Annotated in this window: 10 protein-coding genes; 8 read left to right on the forward strand and 2 right to left on the reverse strand. The window is 67.3% G+C overall.

Going from position 1 to position 17,300, the window contains the following annotated elements; all coding sequences use genetic code 11:
• Window positions 1-58 precede the first annotated feature (58 nt).
• Both cysK and F7R26_RS22275 read right to left on the reverse strand, forming a co-directional pair.
• Window positions 59-976, reverse strand: a complete 918-nt coding sequence (cysK, locus tag F7R26_RS22270; protein WP_043352998.1) for a cysteine synthase A — start codon at window positions 974-976, stop codon at window positions 59-61.
• A 126-nt stretch (window positions 977-1,102) separates the two neighbouring features.
• Window positions 1,103-2,314, reverse strand: coding sequence for a GGDEF domain-containing protein (locus tag F7R26_RS22275; protein ID WP_150984413.1), 1,212 nt, complete (start codon window positions 2,312-2,314; stop codon window positions 1,103-1,105).
• A gap of 939 nt (window positions 2,315-3,253) precedes the next feature.
• Here F7R26_RS22275 and F7R26_RS22280 point away from each other — a divergent pair.
• The 8 genes from F7R26_RS22280 to F7R26_RS22315 all read left to right on the forward strand — a co-directional run bounded on the left by F7R26_RS22280 (window position 3,254) and on the right by F7R26_RS22315 (window position 17,284).
• Window positions 3,254-6,127, forward strand: a complete 2,874-nt coding sequence (locus tag F7R26_RS22280; protein WP_241754680.1) for a bifunctional glycoside hydrolase 114/ polysaccharide deacetylase family protein — start codon at window positions 3,254-3,256, stop codon at window positions 6,125-6,127.
• Complete coding sequence (locus tag F7R26_RS22285) at window positions 6,090-10,310, forward strand: tetratricopeptide repeat protein (RefSeq protein ID WP_150984412.1); 4,221 nt, start codon at window positions 6,090-6,092, stop codon at window positions 10,308-10,310. Before F7R26_RS22280 ends, F7R26_RS22285 begins: the two co-directional genes overlap by 38 nt.
• A gap of 59 nt (window positions 10,311-10,369) precedes the next feature.
• Window positions 10,370-10,927 carry a penicillin-binding protein activator LpoB gene (locus F7R26_RS22290; RefSeq protein ID WP_150984411.1) on the forward strand — a complete coding sequence of 186 codons (558 nt, stop codon included), beginning with the start codon at window positions 10,370-10,372 and terminating at the stop codon, window positions 10,925-10,927.
• A gap of 13 nt (window positions 10,928-10,940) precedes the next feature.
• Window positions 10,941-12,386, forward strand: a complete 1,446-nt coding sequence (locus tag F7R26_RS22295; RefSeq protein ID WP_150984410.1) for a PelD GGDEF domain-containing protein — start codon at window positions 10,941-10,943, stop codon at window positions 12,384-12,386.
• Window positions 12,379-13,365 (forward strand): tetratricopeptide repeat protein, encoded by a 987-nt coding sequence (locus tag F7R26_RS22300; RefSeq protein ID WP_150984409.1) that lies wholly within the window; start codon window positions 12,379-12,381, stop codon window positions 13,363-13,365. Before F7R26_RS22295 ends, F7R26_RS22300 begins: the two co-directional genes overlap by 8 nt.
• Complete coding sequence (pelF, locus tag F7R26_RS22305) at window positions 13,362-14,963, forward strand: GT4 family glycosyltransferase PelF (protein WP_150984408.1); 1,602 nt, start codon at window positions 13,362-13,364, stop codon at window positions 14,961-14,963. Before F7R26_RS22300 ends, pelF begins: the two co-directional genes overlap by 4 nt.
• Window position 14,964: 1 nt before the next feature.
• On the forward strand, window positions 14,965-16,335 hold the full coding sequence (pelG, locus tag F7R26_RS22310; RefSeq protein WP_150984407.1) for an exopolysaccharide Pel transporter PelG: 1,371 nt from the start codon (window positions 14,965-14,967) through the stop codon (window positions 16,333-16,335).
• 202 nt (window positions 16,336-16,537) lie between these two features.
• Window positions 16,538-17,284: a response regulator transcription factor gene (locus F7R26_RS22315; protein WP_150984406.1), complete on the forward strand. Its 747-nt coding sequence runs from the start codon at window positions 16,538-16,540 to the stop codon at window positions 17,282-17,284.
• Window positions 17,285-17,300: the final 16 nt, after the last annotated feature.

Below are 17,300 nucleotides of genomic sequence, written 5' to 3' on the forward strand. Positions count from 1 at the left end.
CAGTATGGTTCACGGCGAGCTTCGCCGCCCGAAGAGAATCCAGCAATGCTGCCTGGCCTCAGGCGGGCAGGAAGCCTTCCACGGTGAGATAGCGCTCGCCGGTGTCGTAGTTGAAGCCCAGCACCGTGGCGCCGGCCGGCAGGTCCGGCAGCTTCTGCGCGATCGCGGCCAGGGTGGCGCCCGACGAAATACCCACCAGCATGCCCTCCTCGCGCGCGGCGCGGCGCGCCATTTCGCGTGCCGGCTCGGCGTCGACCTGGATCACGCCATCGAGCAGGGCGGTATCCAGGTTGCGAGGGATGAAGCCGGCGCCGATGCCCTGGATCGGGTGGGGCGCGGGCGCGCCGCCGGAAATGACCGGCGATGCGACCGGCTCGACGGCGTAGACCTTCAACGCGGGCCACTTCTGCTTGAGCACGCGGGCGCAGCCGGTGATATGCCCACCCGTGCCCACGCCGGTGACCAGGGCGTCGATGCCCTGCGGGAAGTCCGCCAGGATTTCCAGCGCGGTGGTGTTGACGTGGGCCTCGATATTGGCGGGGTTCTCGAATTGCTGCGGCATCCAGGCGCCCGGCGTGGCCGCCACCAGCTCCTCGGCGCGGGCAATGGCACCCTTCATGCCTTTTTCGCGCGGGGTCAGGTCGAAGGTGGCGCCATAGGCCAGCATCAGGCGGCGGCGCTCCACCGACATGCTGTCCGGCATCACCAGCACCAGCTTGTAGCCCTTGACCGCCGCCACCATGGCAAGGCCGATCCCGGTATTGCCCGAGGTGGGCTCGATGATGGTGCCGCCCGGCTTGAGCACGCCGGATTGCTCGGCTGCCTCGACCATCGACAACGCGATGCGGTCCTTGATGGAGCCTCCCGGGTTGGCGCGCTCGGACTTGATCCAGACCTGATGGGTATCGCCAAAGAGCCGCTGAACACGGATATGGGGCGTATTGCCAATGGTCTGCAGGATGTTGTCGGCCTTCATTCAGTATCTCCAGGGATGGTTTCGAACCGGACTAGCAAACGGGTCCGGACAAGCATGCACTGGAGGATTCTAGCGGGCGGCGCGTCGGCAATGCGATTTCGCCGTCATATTGGCTTGCGCCAGCGCTTAGTGGCAGGCCTCGGCGCGTGCGGGCAGGCAGCGCGCCGGCAGCGCTTCCAGCTCGGAGGCGAGCACGACCCGGCCCCGGCCACGCCGCTTGGCTTCATACAAGGCGCGGTCCGCACTGCCAAACAGCTTGTCCCAGGTGGCAGCCCCACCGTCCTCGCGCTCGCGGATCTGCGCAACGCCGATGCTGGCGCTGGCGAACCCGCCAAGCTCGTGGGGCAATGCGATGGCGCGGATGCCACGCAGGATGCGGTTGGCCAGCAGGAGGGCATCGGCTTCGGTGGTATGCGGGCAAAGCACGCAGAACTCCTCACCGCCGTAGCGGCCCGCGAGGTCGGCGCTGCGGTGCGTTTCCCTCAGGACGCGGCCGATCTGCTGCAGGATGCGGTCGCCGGCGCGGTGGCCACTGCTGTCGTTGATGTACTTGAAGCGGTCGATGTCGATCACCAGGCAGCTCAGCGGATGGCCGTGGCGGTTGAATTCGGCGGCCAGCACCATCGCCGCGCCGTCCATGGCACCGCGGTTCAGCAGCCCCGTCAATGCGTCGAGGCGTGCCTGCTTTTCCTGCTCGGCCAGCATGGCATCCATGGTCATCAGGGTGAAGCCCGCCAGGCCAGCGAGGATCGCGACAAAGGCGGGCAGCAGGCGCAGCTGGAGCAAGGCCTCTGCGCTCAGGGCCGGCATCGGGGTGCCGGCTTCCAGCACCGCGTACAACCCGCAGCATTGCGCCAGCAGTTGCAGGCCGCAAGCGGCAAGCACCAGCGGGCGGCTGCGGCGGGTCAGCGCGAGCGGGCGTTGCAACTGGCAGGCCAGGGTGAAGCAGGCGGTGATGGCTGCCACCACGTAGCCGGTGACTTCGGCCGGGCGGCTGCCGCTGCCTAGCGCAGCGGCGGCCAGCACGGCAGAGATGGCAAGCACGCCGGCGGTGAGCCGCGCGGGTGCCGAAGGGTGGCCACCGGTCAGCGATACGCCGCGATGGGTCAGCAACTGTGCGGCCACGCCCAGGGCGGGCGCCACCAGCAAGAACCAGGCGGGCCCGCCGCGCGCGTCGATCACCAACAGGCCCGCGGCGCAGGCCAGCACCTGGCCGGCGACCCATGCGCGGCCCACGGCGCTCTGGCGCAAAGCCAGCATCAGGGCCGCGAGGATGATTTGCGTGGCGGTGAACAGGACAAGCAGTGCCATCACGGCAGTGCCCTCATCTGACTGCATGAGATCCCCATCGAGTTCGGCGCAGCATCGCTGCGCAGGAGTTTGCCTTCGAAGGTGGGTTCGCGCGTATAGCGCATCGCATATCGCGTACTGCGTACTGCGTGGAGCCCGTGCGTGAGCCAGTTCGTGACTTGCGACATTCCCGAATGCGGCGTCAGGCCGGTGCTTGTCCGGGTCCATTCCTGCCGAGGTGACGATGTTTTTTTGTTTGAGAAAATTCTACACAGCGGCGCGCTGGACGTACCCCGTATTCGCGGTGCGTGACAATTGTTGACATTGGGCGCAAAGCGCGTGATCTACCATTCGCTTTGCCTGCAGCGCTGGTCGCCGCGGACCGTTGTATTCCGGCCCTAGCCAGCCCGCGATTCCTTCTTTTCCTACCCTCAGAGCACAACAGTGTCGAATTTGCGCCACGTACTGTGATACTTTGTCGAGTCGGAAAACTACAAAAATGCAGAAAGTACCGAGACAACAATCAATTTACCAGGCACCGGAACCCTTGGCGCGGCCAGGTCCGGCGGGTTCCGTCAGCGCACCTTCGCAGCGTTTGAAACCCGGGAATTGGCGCTAGCCAGCTTCTGTGACACAAGCATGCATTTGCACTAGTGCGTATTCCCTAGTCCTAAATGCTTATATGCACGATGACGCGCATGCTTCAGAATTCTCGCCCATAGTGCTTAGATACGCACTTTGAGCTTGGCCTGCGGGGGACTGCCTGAAAGATCGGGCGGCGCAGGTAGACGTGGATGGGATCAGTCACACCCGGAATGCATCGTCTGGCGGCATCAAGCGCGACCAGCATGTTGGCGGCAAGCCAAGCGAGCTTTTCCGGGACTATAAAAATATGAAAAAAATAGGGGCCAGCAAGTGAATTTGTTGCGATTGGACGGTGTCGCGCGCCGCGTGGCAGGCCTGCGTCAGGCAAGCCGGGGCGTGCCGATGACAAGAGCCTGGCTTGGTGCACTGCTGGCTGTGTTTGCGGCCTGGCTATGCCCGGCGCAGGCACAGGCGCAGACATTGGCCACCACCGGCTCGCGCGCGCCGAACATCGTCTTCCACTACGGCAGCAAGCCGCCGGTGGATGCTCTGCAGGCGTTCGATATCGCCGTGGTCGAGCCCGACAGCGGCTTCGATCCGCGCACCGCCGCCACGCCCAATACGCAATGGTTCTCCTACGTCAGCATTGGCGAGGTCGCACCGTCGCGCGCCTACCTGAAAGACATTCCCAAGGCCTGGCTGATCGGCAACAACGACGCCTGGGGCGCTCGCGTGGTTGACCAGGCCGCCGAGGGCTGGCCCGCTTTCTACGTGGAAAACGTCATCGCCCCGCTGTGGCAGCGCGGCTATCGCGGCTTCTTCCTCGACACGCTCGACTCCTACCAGCTCAAAGCCAAGACGGACACCGAGCGCGCCCGCCAGGAGGCCGGCATGGTGGCGGTGATCCGCGCCATCAAGGCACGCTATCCCGAGGCCAAGCTGATCTTCAACCGCGGCTTCGAGATCCTGCCGCAGGTCAACCAACTGGCTTACGCGGTCGCGTTTGAATCGCTGTACCGCGGCTGGGATCAAGGCGGCAAGCGCTACACCGAAGTGAGCGAGGCCGATCGCAACTGGCTGCTCGGCCAGGCCCGAACGATCCGCGAACAGTACCACCTGCCAGTGATCTCGATCGATTACTGCCCGCCGTCCGACCGCAAGTGCGCGCGCGACACCGCCGCGCAGATCCGCGCGCTGGACATCATCCCTTACGTGGCCGACCCTGGCCTGCAGACGGTTGGGATCGGCAACATCGAGGTGATGCCGCGCCGGGTGCTGGTGGTGCAGGACCGTGAGCCGGGCGTCTCGATCGACGACTCCGCCGGCGTGCGCTTCGTCTCCATGCCGCTGAACTACCTGGGCTATCGCGTGGACTTCGCCGAAGCCAGCCAGCCGCTGCCGGAGATCGGCCCGGACCGCTACGCCGGCGTGGTGATCTGGATGGCTGGCAACGTGCGCGATCAGCCCGGGCGTTTCTTCAGCTGGGTGCAGCGCAATATCGACCAGGGCGTGCCGGTGGTTTTCCTGAACGATTTCGGCGCGCGCATGAACGGAGCGCTGGCATCGAGCCTGCAGCTCAATTCGGTCAAGGGCAAGATCGGCGTCAAGGCGGACGTGGTGTCGAAGGACCCGATGATGGGTTTCGAGATGCCTGTGGCGCCGGACCGCACGCAGGCAGCGCCAGTCCAGGTGGGCGATGGCCCGGGCTTTCGCTCCCTGTTGCGCCTGAATTCGGGCACGCTGACCTATGACGCTGCCGCGATCACGCCCTGGGGCGGCTACGTGCTCGGGCCTTACGCGGTGCGGCAAAGCGCCAACGACCAGGACCGCTGGGTGGTGCAGCCGTTGTCCTTCCTGCGCGAAGCGCTGCGCCTGCCGGCGATGCCGGTGCCGGATGTCACGACCGAAAACGGACGTCGCCTGCTGACCGTGCACGTGGACGGTGACGGCTTTGCCTCCCGTGCCGAGATTCCCGGCGGCGGCTTTTCCGGTGAAGTCCTGTTTCGCGAGATCTGGGACCGCTATCGCTTGCCGATGACGATGTCGATCATCCAGGGCGAAGTGGCCAGCGACGGCATGTATCCCAAGCTGACCGCGCAGCTCGAGCCGATCGCCCGCAAGATCTTCGCGCAGCCCTATGTCGAGGTGGCGAGCCACACCTTCTCGCATCCTTTCGAGTGGGGCCGCACGGTGCCCGGCGGCACGCACTCGGAGAACGCCACCGAAGGCGACGACGACTTCCACCTGGCGATTCCCGGCTACACGATGGACCTGAAGCGCGAGATCGGCGGCTCGATCGACTATATCAACCGTACCCTGGCGCCCCCTGGCAAGCCGGTCAGCATGCTGCTGTGGTCGGGCGACTGCCAGCCGCCTGCCGAGGCCATCAAGCTGACCGACCAGGCCGGCGTGCTCAACATGAACGGCGGCGATACGCTGATCACGCGCAGCAACCCGACCTGGACAGCGATCTCGCCGATCGGCGTGAACAAGGCCGACGGCACCTTCCAGATCTTCGCGCCAAACCAGAACGAGAACGTCTATACCAACCTCTGGCACGGCCCGTACTACGGCTTCGAGCGCGTGATCGAAACCTTCGAGCTGACCGACCGGCCGTACCGCTTCAAGTCGGTCAACATCTACTATCACAACTACTCCGGCACCAAGGCGGCCTCGCTCAAGGCACTGCGCAAGGTCTATGACTACGTGCTGAGCCAGCCGCTGATGCCGGTGCATGCCACCGACTACGTGCGCAAGGTGATCGACTGGCAAGGCATGGCGGTGGCCCGCGAGCTGGGCGGCGACGCCACGCAGCCGGCCGCCTGGATCGTGCGCGGCGACGCCAACCTGCGCAACGTGCGCTGGACCGGCGCGGACGTGCCCGACGTGGCGAGCTCGCAAGGCGTCACCGGCACGTCGCCGGCGCCCGGCGGCGGCGTCTACGTGCACCTGGCCGATGGCGCCTCGCGCATCGTGATGCGCGGCCCGAGCGCAGCTAACGCCGCGGCTGCCTCCGGCCCCGAGATCGCCGAGGCCAGCGGCTTCGTGCGCAACTGGCAGCGCAGCGGCCAGGGCAGCGCGCAGCGCATCCGTTTTGATTTCAGCGGCTACTTCAAGCCATTCTTCCGCCTCGCAGGCGCGGACCGTTGCCGGATTGCCATTGATGGCAAGCCGGTGCAGGGCGTGCAGGAGCGCGGCACGCTGCGTTTCGATACCACTCCCGTTCCCAATCCCAACAATGCCAAGCAAAGCGTCGAAATCACCTGCGCCGCCTGAGCGCGAGCGGCTCCTGCCGCCAGCGTTCGTGCTGACCTTCACCGCCATGGTGGGGATCGGCCTGGCGCTGATGTTCCCGCGCGAAACCTTGCGCGAACGCCTGCTGGGCGAAGGCCGGGCAGTGGACGGCCTCAGCATGGCCTACCTGGAAGCCTGGTGGCGGGCCACGCCCGACGACGGCGGCTTCATGGCGGTGCTGGCCGAGCAATATGCGCGCACGGGCCGGCTGGACGAGGCCGAGGCCATGCTGTCGCGGCTGGAGGCGCGCTATGCGGCCAGTTCTGCGGCGAGTTCCGCGGCCAGCCAGCAAGGGCCGGTGCGCAACGCTAACGCGAACGCCAATGCCGTCGACGCCGAGCTGCCCGGCCAGATCCTGCGTACCCGCATCGAGATCACGCAGCAGCGCGCGTTTGCCGCGCTGCCGGACACCCCGGAGCGCAAGCAGTACGTCGAAAAGCTTGGCGGGCTGCTCGACCAGGCGGTGACCATGAAGTGGGGCCGCACCGACCTGGAAGAGCTGGCCACCACGGCGCGCTCGATCAACGCGCTCAAGCCGGCACAGGTGTTCTACCAGGCGCTGGCCAAGAGCGACCCAGCCCGCGCGGCGCTGTGGAACGCGCAGGCGGCGTCGGCGGCGCTCGCGGGCGGCGACTACCAGCAGGCGGCCGACGCGCTGTTTGCCGCGCAGTCCCGCGCCACCGATCCGGCCGAGCAGCGCCGCCTCTACCTGGCTGCGCTCAAGACGCTGCAGTCCGGCAACGAGCTCGACAAGGCGCTGGCCCAGGCCGAGCAGCACGGTGGCAAGCTGCTGGAGAACGCCGAAGTCCTGCGTTACCTGACCAAGCTGGCGCTGGCCGCCAACCGCCCCGAGCAGGCCGCGCGCTATGTGCAGCGGCTGCTGCGCCTGCCGCCGAGCATGCAGCCCGTGCCCGAAGGCGCCTCGCTGCAACGCGCCGAAGTGCGCCGCGTGGCGGCCACCCAGCCATGGGCCGCGCAGGGCTTGATCTTTCTTGACGGCCCGCGCGGCCTGGCCTTGCGCCGCGCCATGGGCGACGCCGCGATGCCGCACCTGCGCCGCGTGGCGGATACCTCGGGCGCCGGCACGTCCGCTTCCGCGGCGGCGGGCCAAGCCCGGGCTTCGGCAGCACCGGCACCGGCGGCAGCCCCTGCCGGCGCCCCCACCGCGGCCGAGCGTGCCTTCAATGCCGATGACTACGAACTCGCGTTCCAGGTATTCCTGGCCGCCGGCAAGCTCGACGACGCCCAGCGCGTTGCCGAGACCGCCGTGCGGCGCCAGCCCGGCGCGGCGCGCTGGCGCGAACGCCTGGCCCAGGTCGCCGAGTGGAATCGCCAGCCCACGGTCGCGCTCAAAAGCTGGCTGGAATATGCCCAGGCCAGTAATGACGAGACCGCCTGGAAGGCCGTGCTGCGCCTCGCGCCCGGCCTCAACGACGATCGCGCCTACCTGGCCGCGCTGCGCCACCGCGCCGGCACGGGCGATCTCGCCACCGTCGACCAGGTGGTCGCCACCTACGAACGCCTGGGTGAGCCCGAGGAAGGCCTGGCCTTCCTGCAAAGCCTGAGCCACGGCCCGAACGCGCGCCCGATCATGGAGCGCCAGGCGGAGCTGGCCGAGCGTGCGGGCAAGGATGCCCGCGCCTTCGAGCTCTACACCGAATTGCAGCAGCGCTTTGGCCCGCGCCCGCAGTACGCGCTCAAGCAGGCCAACCTGCTCTATGTGCGCGGCAAGCTGGCCGAAGCCCTCGAGGCCATGGTGCCGTCCATGCGTACCGCGCGTTCCACCGACATTGAGTTCTGGCGCACCCTGACCGAGCTGGCGCGCCTGAACCAGCGCGGCGACCTGCTCGAGCAAGGCTACCGGCAACTGATGCTGGCCATGGCCGAGACGCATGACGACCACTGCATGGCCATGCCCCCCGGCGCCGGCCGCAACGACTGCCTGGCCGAAGTGCGCGATACCGAGGAATCGGATTTCTCGAACCTGATGGACTTCTACGATAGCTCGCCCATCGACGCCGGGCGCATCGCCGAAGCCAGCTGGCGCAAGGGCCGCAAGCTGGTGTCGCTCGAGCTTGCCATCAATTACTACACCCGCGCCCGTGCTTACGGCCGCGTTGCCGCGCTGCTGCAGGGCATGACCCCTGCCCAGCTGACGCAGGCCGAGCAATCCAGCCGCTTCCTGGCCATGCGCGCCGAGTACCAGCGCGCCCGTGGCGAGCGCGAGCTGGCCCTGGCCGACCTGCGCCGTGCCGCCAGCATGCCCGACGCCGGTAGCGAGACGCTGGCCGCGCTGATGTGGGCGCTGGTCGATCTCGGCTCGGATACCGAAGTGCGCGCCATGATGCTGCGCCTGAAGGGCGAGGCCGAGGGCAACCCGGACTTGTGGGGTGCCTTTGCCGCCGGCAGCATGCGCTTCCAGGACGGCCGCACCGCGCTGCACTACCTGCGCAAGATGGCCGACGGCAAGAACGCCGATCCGCTCTGGCTGGGCCTTGCCGCCGATGCCTACGACGCCATCGGCCAGACCAGCACCGGGTGGCGCCTGCGCCGCCAGGCCTGGGTCGACCTGCACAAGGACCAGTCCGCGGCCGGGCGCCGCGCCTCGGATCCCCGCAGCATGGATCCGGCCGCCGAGGAGGAGGACGCCCAGGGTGGCCCCGCCCCGGCCGAGCTGCGGCGCCAGACCGTGGCGCTCGGGCAGATCTTTGCCTCGGGCGATGTGTCCCAGCGCCTGGTGATCGAGATGCTGCGCGGCGACCGCACCGTGATGGCCGGCACCAATGCCGCGAACTGGACCGGTCCCGCCAATCCGGCGTCGCGGCTGGGCGAGATTCCCGGCCTGCCCGCGCTCGATCCCAAGACGCCGCCGGGCGTGGCGCAACGCGAAGCGCGCCAGCAGGCCGTGGTCTCGTCCGCCGCCAAGGAAGTGGCGCTGGCCTGGGCCCTGTCGAACGAATCCAACGAACTGGCGCGTGCCTGGCTGGCCCGCCAGTATGCCCGCCAGTTGCTGCGCCCGGCGTATGCCGAGATCACGCTGGCGCTGGCCAACCAGGACCTGGCCGCACTCGACCGTGTGCTGGAGCGCCAGGCTGGCCGCATTCCGGTGGACAACCAGATCGAAGCCAACGTGCAGCTTGACCGGCTCGGCGCCGCGCAGACGCTGGCCTACGAAACCCAGGAGACCACGCGCACCGACGACAGCCTGCAGGAAACCTTGCAGGACACGCTGCTGTTCAACGCGCAAGCCATCGAGCCGCGCGTGACGTACCAGCGCCAGAGCCCGCTGAGCTATTTCGACTACAGCCTGGCTGGCGGCGTGCGCCTGTGGGATGGCTACGACCTCAACCTGCGCGGCGTCTGGCGCACCCAGCACAGCGTGGACCAGACCCAGCTCACTGGCGTGCCCTCGTCCGACCAGCGTGGCGAGCTGTCGCTCGGCTACCGCGACCAGCACCTGCGCTGGCGCCTGGGCGTGGGCCGGCGCGACGGCCTGGATAGCGTGACCACCGCGCGCTTCACCGGCGAGTGGCGCGAGGCCAGCCGCTTGAGCTTCACCACGCTGGCCGGCATCAACCAGAGCGCCGACGAATCGGCGGCGCTGCGGGTCGGCGGCGTCAAGGATGTGCTCGGCCTGGGCGCGACCTACAACTTCAGCCTGCGCGAATTTGCCGGCGCTCGCATCGAGTACGACCGCTTCCGCGGCCAGGACGGCTCGCAGCTGGGCCATGGCCTGGTGTACGACCTGGAGCTGGGCTACCGCATCCGTACCGCGTACCCGGACTACACGGTGCGCCTGGTCGGCACCCATGCCACCTACAACGCGCGCGGCGGCACGCTCAGCAACAAGCTCGCCACGCTGGTGCCTGCCGACGACGAAGCCACGCCGGGCTTCTACATGCCCCAGGGCTTTACGCAGGCCGGCGTGACATTCGGCTTCGGCACCGAGCTGATCGACGACTACACGCACAAGTGGCGGCCGTTTGCGGAAATCGGCCTGCTGCACGACACCCGCGCCGGGCAGAACTTCCGGGCGCAACTGGGCGTGGCCGGCAAGGTGTTCGGCAACGACCACCTGTCCATGTATGTGCAGCACGAAACCGCGGCGCGCAATGGCGGCACGCCGCTGACCGAAGTGGGTGTTCGGTACAGATGGCTTTTTTAATCCGGGCGGGCACGCGAGCGTGCCGGTTCACTGTATGCAATCGAGAAGGGGAGAGAGTCATGGAAACAACTAGCACGAAGCAGAACCGCGCAGCACGACTGCTGGGCTGGTGCGGTGCGCTGGGCGCAGCGCTGTGGCTGGCCGGATGCGCGGTGACCGATATTGGTCGCGCCCCCGCGCTGCCGGCCGGCGAGTCGGTGGCGATACTGCCGATCGTCAACTACACCGAGACGCCGCAGGCAGGCCTGCGCGCCGAGGCGATCGCGGAAAGCCTGCTGAAGACCGGCGGCATTGCCAACGTCAAGCGCTATCCCGCCAACCTGAACCCGGAAACGCTGTTCGAGCCGGCCGAGCGCGAGTCGGTGGGCAAGGCGCTTGAGTGGGCACGTACCCAGAAGATGCGCTACGCCCTCACCGGCGCGGTGCAGGAATGGCGCTACAAGGTGGGCGTGGATGGCGAGCCCGCCGTGGGCATCTCGCTGCAACTGCTGGACGTGAGCACGGGCGAAGCCGTCTGGTCCGCCACCGGCAGCGACAGTGGCTGGAGCCGCGAGTCGTTGTCGGGCACCGCGCAAAAGTTGCTGCGCCGCCTGCTGGCGCCGCTGCGCCAGGGTTGAACCGCGGGAGAGCATGATCGTGGCCAATACAGCCGACAAGATACGGGAAGGACAGGGCATTGGTGCGGGCGGCCGCTATCTGCGGTTGCTTGCGCCCGCCACGAGCGGACCGGTCTCTGCGGTCGAGCTGGTGGTGACGATGGCTCTGGCGATGGCGCTGGGATACCTGCTCCTGCCCAACAACCCCCTGCTGCTGGGCCTGGGCTTTCCCTGGGCATGGCTGCTGCCGGTCATCCTGGCGCTGCGCTACGGCACGCTGATTGGCGTGGGCAGCGTGCTGATGATGCTGGGCGGCTGGTTCTTCTTCCACCAGATCGGTGCGCAGCCGGGTGCGTTCCCGCGCCTGTTCTTCCTGGGCGGGCTGCTCATGGTGCTGGTTGCCGGGCAGTTCGGCGATGTCTGGGGCACAAGGCTGGCGCGCGCGCGCGCCGTCAACCGCAACCTCGAAGAGCGCCTTGCGGCCCTGACCAAGAACCACTACCTGCTGCGCGTGTCCCATGCACGGCTGGAGAACGACCTGCTGGCCAAGCCCACCACGCTGCGCGACACGCTGTCGCAAATGCGCGCGGTGACGCTGGAAGATGCGGCACCGGGGGGCGTGCTGGTTGGTGCGCGCCCCATGCTGCAAGTGGTGGCGCAGGCGTGCCAGCTCGAAGCGGCCGCGCTCTATGCGGTCGATGGCGAGACGGTATCCGCCACGGCGTCGGCGCAGATCGGCCCGGTATTCGAGTTCGACCCCGACGATATGCTGGTGCGCCACTGCCTGGAGACGCGCCAGCTGGCACACCTGCAGGCCGGCGGGTTGTCGCGCCAGTCGCCGGACCATCCGCAGACCCGCTACGTGGCGGTGGCGCCGGTGCTGTCCGGGGCCGACAAGCTGGTGGGCCTGCTGGTGGTCGAGCGCATGCCGTTCCTGTCGCTCAGCTACGAGAACCTCCAGTTGCTGATGGTGCTGATGGGCTATTACGCAGATGGCGTCGAGCACGCCGTGTCCACGCGCGCTATCGCGGCCGCGATTCCCGGCTGCCCTTACGACTTCGCGCTGGACTACGCCCGCCTGTCGCGCCTGCGCCGCGACAGCGGCATCGACAGCACCATCGTGGCGCTGGTGTTCGATCTGGACGAATCGCGCGATGCACTGTTCGACCAGGTCATCCGCAGCCGCCGCGCGCTCGACGTGGCCTGGCCGCTGACCAGCGCGCACCAGCGTGCCTTGCTGACCTTGATGCCGCTATCGGGCAACGAGGCGGCGTCGGCCTACCTGGTGCGTATCGAAGATATGCTGCGGGCCCAGTTCGGCACCGATTTCGAAGCGGCGCGCATCGGCGTGCATACGCTGGTCGTGCCCGCCAACGCGCCGGTGGAGCCGCTGATCCGCTTGCTGCATCGTTGCCATGTGGATGTTCAGCCGGCGCCGGTACCGGTGCCGGTGGCACTAGGCGAGGTTGGCCGTGGGTAAGCTCGGCATCGGCGGCATCGCCGCGCAAATCGCCGCCCTGGCGCTGCTGGCTCGCGCCGGCAACAGCACCGCGTTGCTGCTGACCTTCCTGTTGATGCAGGGGCTCGCCGCGGCGATGATCGCGATGGTGCTGTGGCGCTTGCTGCCCCGGCGTTTTCGCGTGCCGTTCGCGTGGAGCTATGGCTACCTCTTCATATTCTGCTTCCTGGTGCCGCTGGCCGGCGGCATGATCTGCGTCGGCAGCCTGCTGATCGCGCGCTTGTTCCCGGGGCGCCGTCCCACGGCCGGCGTCGGCCTGGTCGGGCTGCCGGTGTTCGTCACCCACCTGATCTCGCGCGTGACCCACGGCGGCGGCGCGCGCCTGCGCGCCCAGTTGGGCAACACGCGCGCGCCGTTGCCGGAGCGCATGACCGCGCTGGTGGCCATGCAGTCGATGCCGGCGCGCACCTCCAGCCCGGTACTGCGCGACCTGCTGGCCGACAGCGCTGACGACGTGCGCCTGCTGGCCTACGGCATGCTGGACGGCGCGGAGAAGCAGCTGACGCAGAAAATCCTGGCCGAGCTGCCGCGCCTGGAAGCTGCGCAGGACGATCGCGAGCGCGGCGAGATCAACAAGCGCCTGGCCGACCTGTACTGGGAATTGATCTACCAGAACCTGGTGCAAGGCGACGTCTATCGCTACACCGCGGACCAGGTGGAGCGCCACGCGCGCGCCGCGCTGGAGTTCGACTCCGACCAGGCGGGCTTGTGGTACATGCGTGGCCGCCTGGCCCTGACCCGCGACGAGCCCGCGCAAGCGCGCGGGTGGCTGGAGCGGGCCGAGGAGCTTGGCTTTGCGCGCGAGCGCACGCTGCCGCTGCTGGCCGAAGCCGCCTATCTGGAGCGCGACTACGCCGCCGTGCGCGCCATCTTGCTGTCATTCGACAGCCCATCGCCGCTGCCACTGGTACGGCCCCTGCTGCGTTACTGGCAATCATGAGCGATACCCCTTTGCCCCGCGCCGACTCGGCCGATGTGGCCCTGCTGCTAGAGGGCACCTTTCCGTATGTGAGCGGCGGGGTGTCGAGCTGGGTCAACCAGATGATCCGGGCGTTTCCGGACGTCCGCTTCGCCATCGTCTTCATCGGCAGCCGCCGCGAAGATTACGGCGACATGGTCTACGCGCTGCCCGACAACGTCGTGCACCTGGAAACGCATTTTCTCTACGATTTCCCGCCGCCTCCGTTGGTGCATGGCAGCGACGGCGACCCCGTCACCTTCGCCGCCTCGGCGCAGTTGCACGAGGTGCTGCGCCAGCCAGGCCGCGAGCAGGAAGCCGGCGAGCTGATCCGCGAGCTGATGCCCGAGCTGACCGATGGCGGCAGCCTGTCGGAAGACGCGTTCCTCTACAGCCGCAACGCGTGGCGGACCATCACCGAGCAGTACCGCCAGTACTGCACGGACCCGTCCTTCACCGACTACTTCTGGACCGTGCGCATCATGCACAAGCCCCTGTGGCAGCTCGCGCGCATTGCCGAGGGGCTGATCCCGGCCAAGGTCTACCACACGGTGTCCACCGGCTACGCCGGCTTTCTTGGCGCCATGCTGCACTACCGCACGGGACGTCCCTTGCTGGTGTCCGAGCACGGCATCTATACCAAGGAACGCAAGATCGACCTGTTCCAGAGCCAGTGGATCCGCGACAACCGCAACGTATTCGAGCGCGACATCTCGCAGATCAGCTATTTCCGCGAGCTGTGGGTGCGCTTCTTTGAAACGCTGGGCCGCGTCTGCTACGACGCCGGCGACACCATCGTCGCGCTCTACGAAGGCAACCGCCTGCGCCAGGTCACGGATGGTGCCCGCGCCGAGCGCACGCGCAATATCCCCAACGGCATCAACCTGCCGCGGCTGGCCGCGCTGCGCGCGCAGCGCGCACCCGGCGTGCCGCCGGTGCTGTGCCTGATCGGCCGCGTGGTGCCGATCAAGGATATCAAGACCTTTATCCGCGCCATGCTGACCGTGGTGCGGCAATACCCCGATGCCCAGGGCTGGATCGCCGGCCCGGAAGACGAAGATCCGGAATACGCGCAGGAATGCCGCAGCCTGGCCGAAAGCCTGGGCCTCGCCGACAAGGTGAAGTTCCTGGGCTTCCAGCGCATCGATGAACTGCTGCCCAAGGTGGGCGTGCTGGTGCTCAGCTCCATCAGCGAGGCATTGCCGCTGGTGGTGCTGGAAGGCTTCGCCGCCGGCGTGCCGTGCGTGACCACTGATGTCGGCTCGTGCCGGCAACTGATTTTCGGCCTGCCCGGCGAGGATGCGGCGCTGGGCGCGGCGGGCGACGTGGTGCGCATCGCCGACCCGGCCGCGCTGGCCGAGAAGGCGATCGGCCTGCTGGGTTCGCCCGACGCATGGCACGCCGCGCAGCAGGCCGGCATCCGGCGCGTGGAGCGGTATTACACGCAGGAGATGATGGTGGGTAGCTACCGAGACCTGTACACGCGCCTGATGGCGCAGCCACGGGTGGAATCGTCCGCCGGCGGATCCCCCGCCAGGGCGGCGCAGGCCGCGGGCTGCCCCATGAAGGGAGGTCGCTGAGATGGCGGGGATTGGATTCGAACTTCGCAAGATGCTGCGGCGGGACAACCTGTCGGGCATGCTCGGCGCGTACGCCTATGCGGGCATCATCAGTTCCGGGCCGTGGGTCCTGTCGATCGTCGGCATCTTGCTGATCGGTGTGCTCAGCCTGCCTTTCGTGGTGCCGGGCAGCCTGGTGACGCAGTTCCAGGTCTCGGTGACCTACCTGATCGCGGTCAGCCTGATCCTGACCGGGCCGATGCAGCTGGCCTTTACCCGCTTTACGTCGGACCGACTGTTCGAGAAGCGCGATGGCCTGGTGCTGTCGAACTACCACGCGGTGGCCCTGCTGGTCACGGTGCTGTCGGGCGCCATCGGCATCGGCTGCGCGCTCTTTGCGTTCCCGGAGCAGTCGGTGCTGTACCGGTTGCTGATGACCGCGGGCTTCGTGGTCATGAGCAACATCTGGATCGCGGTGATTTTCCTCACGGGCATGAAGCAGTACAAGGCCATCGTCTGGACCTTCCTGCTGGGCTATACGCTGACGGTGGCGGCGGCGCTGGCGCTGCGCAATTATGGCCTGGAGGGCCTGCTGCTTGGGTTTGTCGCCGGCCAGCTTTGCTTGCTGAGCGCCATGGTGGTGCTGATCTACCGCAACTACACCAGCCAGCGGTTCATGTCGTTCGAGGTGTTCCAGCGGCGCTACGCCTATCCGAGCCTGATGCTGATCGGGCTGCTGTACAACCTTGGCATCTGGCTCGACAAGTTCATGTTCTGGTACTCGCCGTCCACGGGGCAGCAAGTCATCGGGCCGCTGCACGCGTCGATCATCTACGACATCCCGGTGTTCCTGGCTTACCTGGCAATCATCCCGGGCATGGCGGTGTTCCTGGTGCGCATCGAGACAGACTTCGTCGAGTACTACGACGCCTTCTACAACGCGGTGCGCGGCGGCAGCTCGCTCGAGCATATCGAGGATATGCGCAACACCATGGTGCAGACGATCCGCCTGGGACTGTACGAGATCGTCAAGGTGCAGGCCATTGCGGCGCTGGTGCTGTTTGTCGTGGGCAGGTTCGTGCTGGCAGCGCTCGGCATTTCGGAACTCTACCTGCCGCTGCTGTATGTGGACGTGATCGGCGCCAGCCTGCAGGTGGTGCTGCTCGGGGTGCTCAATATCTACTTCTACCTCGACCGCCGGCGGGAAGTGCTGCTGCTCAGCGGGTTGTTCGTGATCCTCAACCTGGCGTTCACTGCCGTGACCCTGCAGCTGGGACCGGCCTGGTATGGCTACGGCTTTGCGGTATCATTGCTGATCGTGGTGGCCCTGGCGATCTACCTGCTCGACCGCAAGCTGGACCGCCTCGAGTACGAAACCTACATGCTGCAGTAAAGGCGCGCGCGCCGGTTTTTGCGCCGGCGCGCTGCGATACCCTCCCGCGCCGTCCTTGGCGCGGCGACGCTGGATTCTGTACCATTCCCCTTTTGTGCACCTGGCGCCCGGCCTGCCCGGGTTATTGCGCGTTGCCTTTGCGGCGGCGCGGGAAGCGCGCGGTGGCACCTGGAAGAGAAGACGTGGCAAGCAAGAGGTAAGTATGAGAATCGCTTCGGTGGAAGACGACAAGAGCCAGTCCGAGCTGATCCAGCAGATCCTGGTCTCGGCCGGCCATGAGTGCGAGTGCTTCGCCAGTGGCAGTACGTTCCTGCGGGCCCTGCGCGAGCAAGCGTTCGACCTGCTGGTGGTGGACTGGCAACTGCCCGATACCAGCGGCCTTGAGGTGGTGACCTGGGTGCGCCAGAACTCCGGGCGCAATCCCCCCATCCTGTTCCTGACCAGCCGCTCGCAGGAAGAGGACATTGTCGCCGGGCTGGGCGCGGGCGCCGATGACTACATGATCAAGCCGATCCGCCGCGCCGAGCTGGTGGCGCGCGTATCCGCGTTGCTGCGCCGCACGTATCCGCAGGCGCAGCAGGACAGCGCGCTGATCCGGGCGGGCAACTATGCTGTCGATCCGCAGGCGCGCACCGTGACCTGCGGCGAAACCCGGGTGGACGTGTCGCCGCGCGAGTTCGACCTGGCGTTGTTCCTGTTCCGCAACCTGGGGCGCCTGGTGTCGCGCGAGGTGGTCGAGCAAGCCGTGTGGGGCCGCGCCATCGGTATCGGCTCGCGCACGCTCGATACCCATATCTCGCGGCTGCGGATCAAGCTGGCATTGCGGCCCGAGAACGGCGTGCGCCTGACTTCCGTGTACGCGCACGGTTACCGCTTCGAAGCCACGGGCAACGGGGATATGCAGGACCAGCAGGATTTGCAGGATTTGCAGGGCAAGAAGGAAGACTGAGTTTATGAAGCGGTTC

Source organism: Cupriavidus basilensis, assembly GCF_008801925.2.
GTDB classification, from domain to species: Bacteria; Pseudomonadota; Gammaproteobacteria; order Burkholderiales; family Burkholderiaceae; genus Cupriavidus; species Cupriavidus basilensis.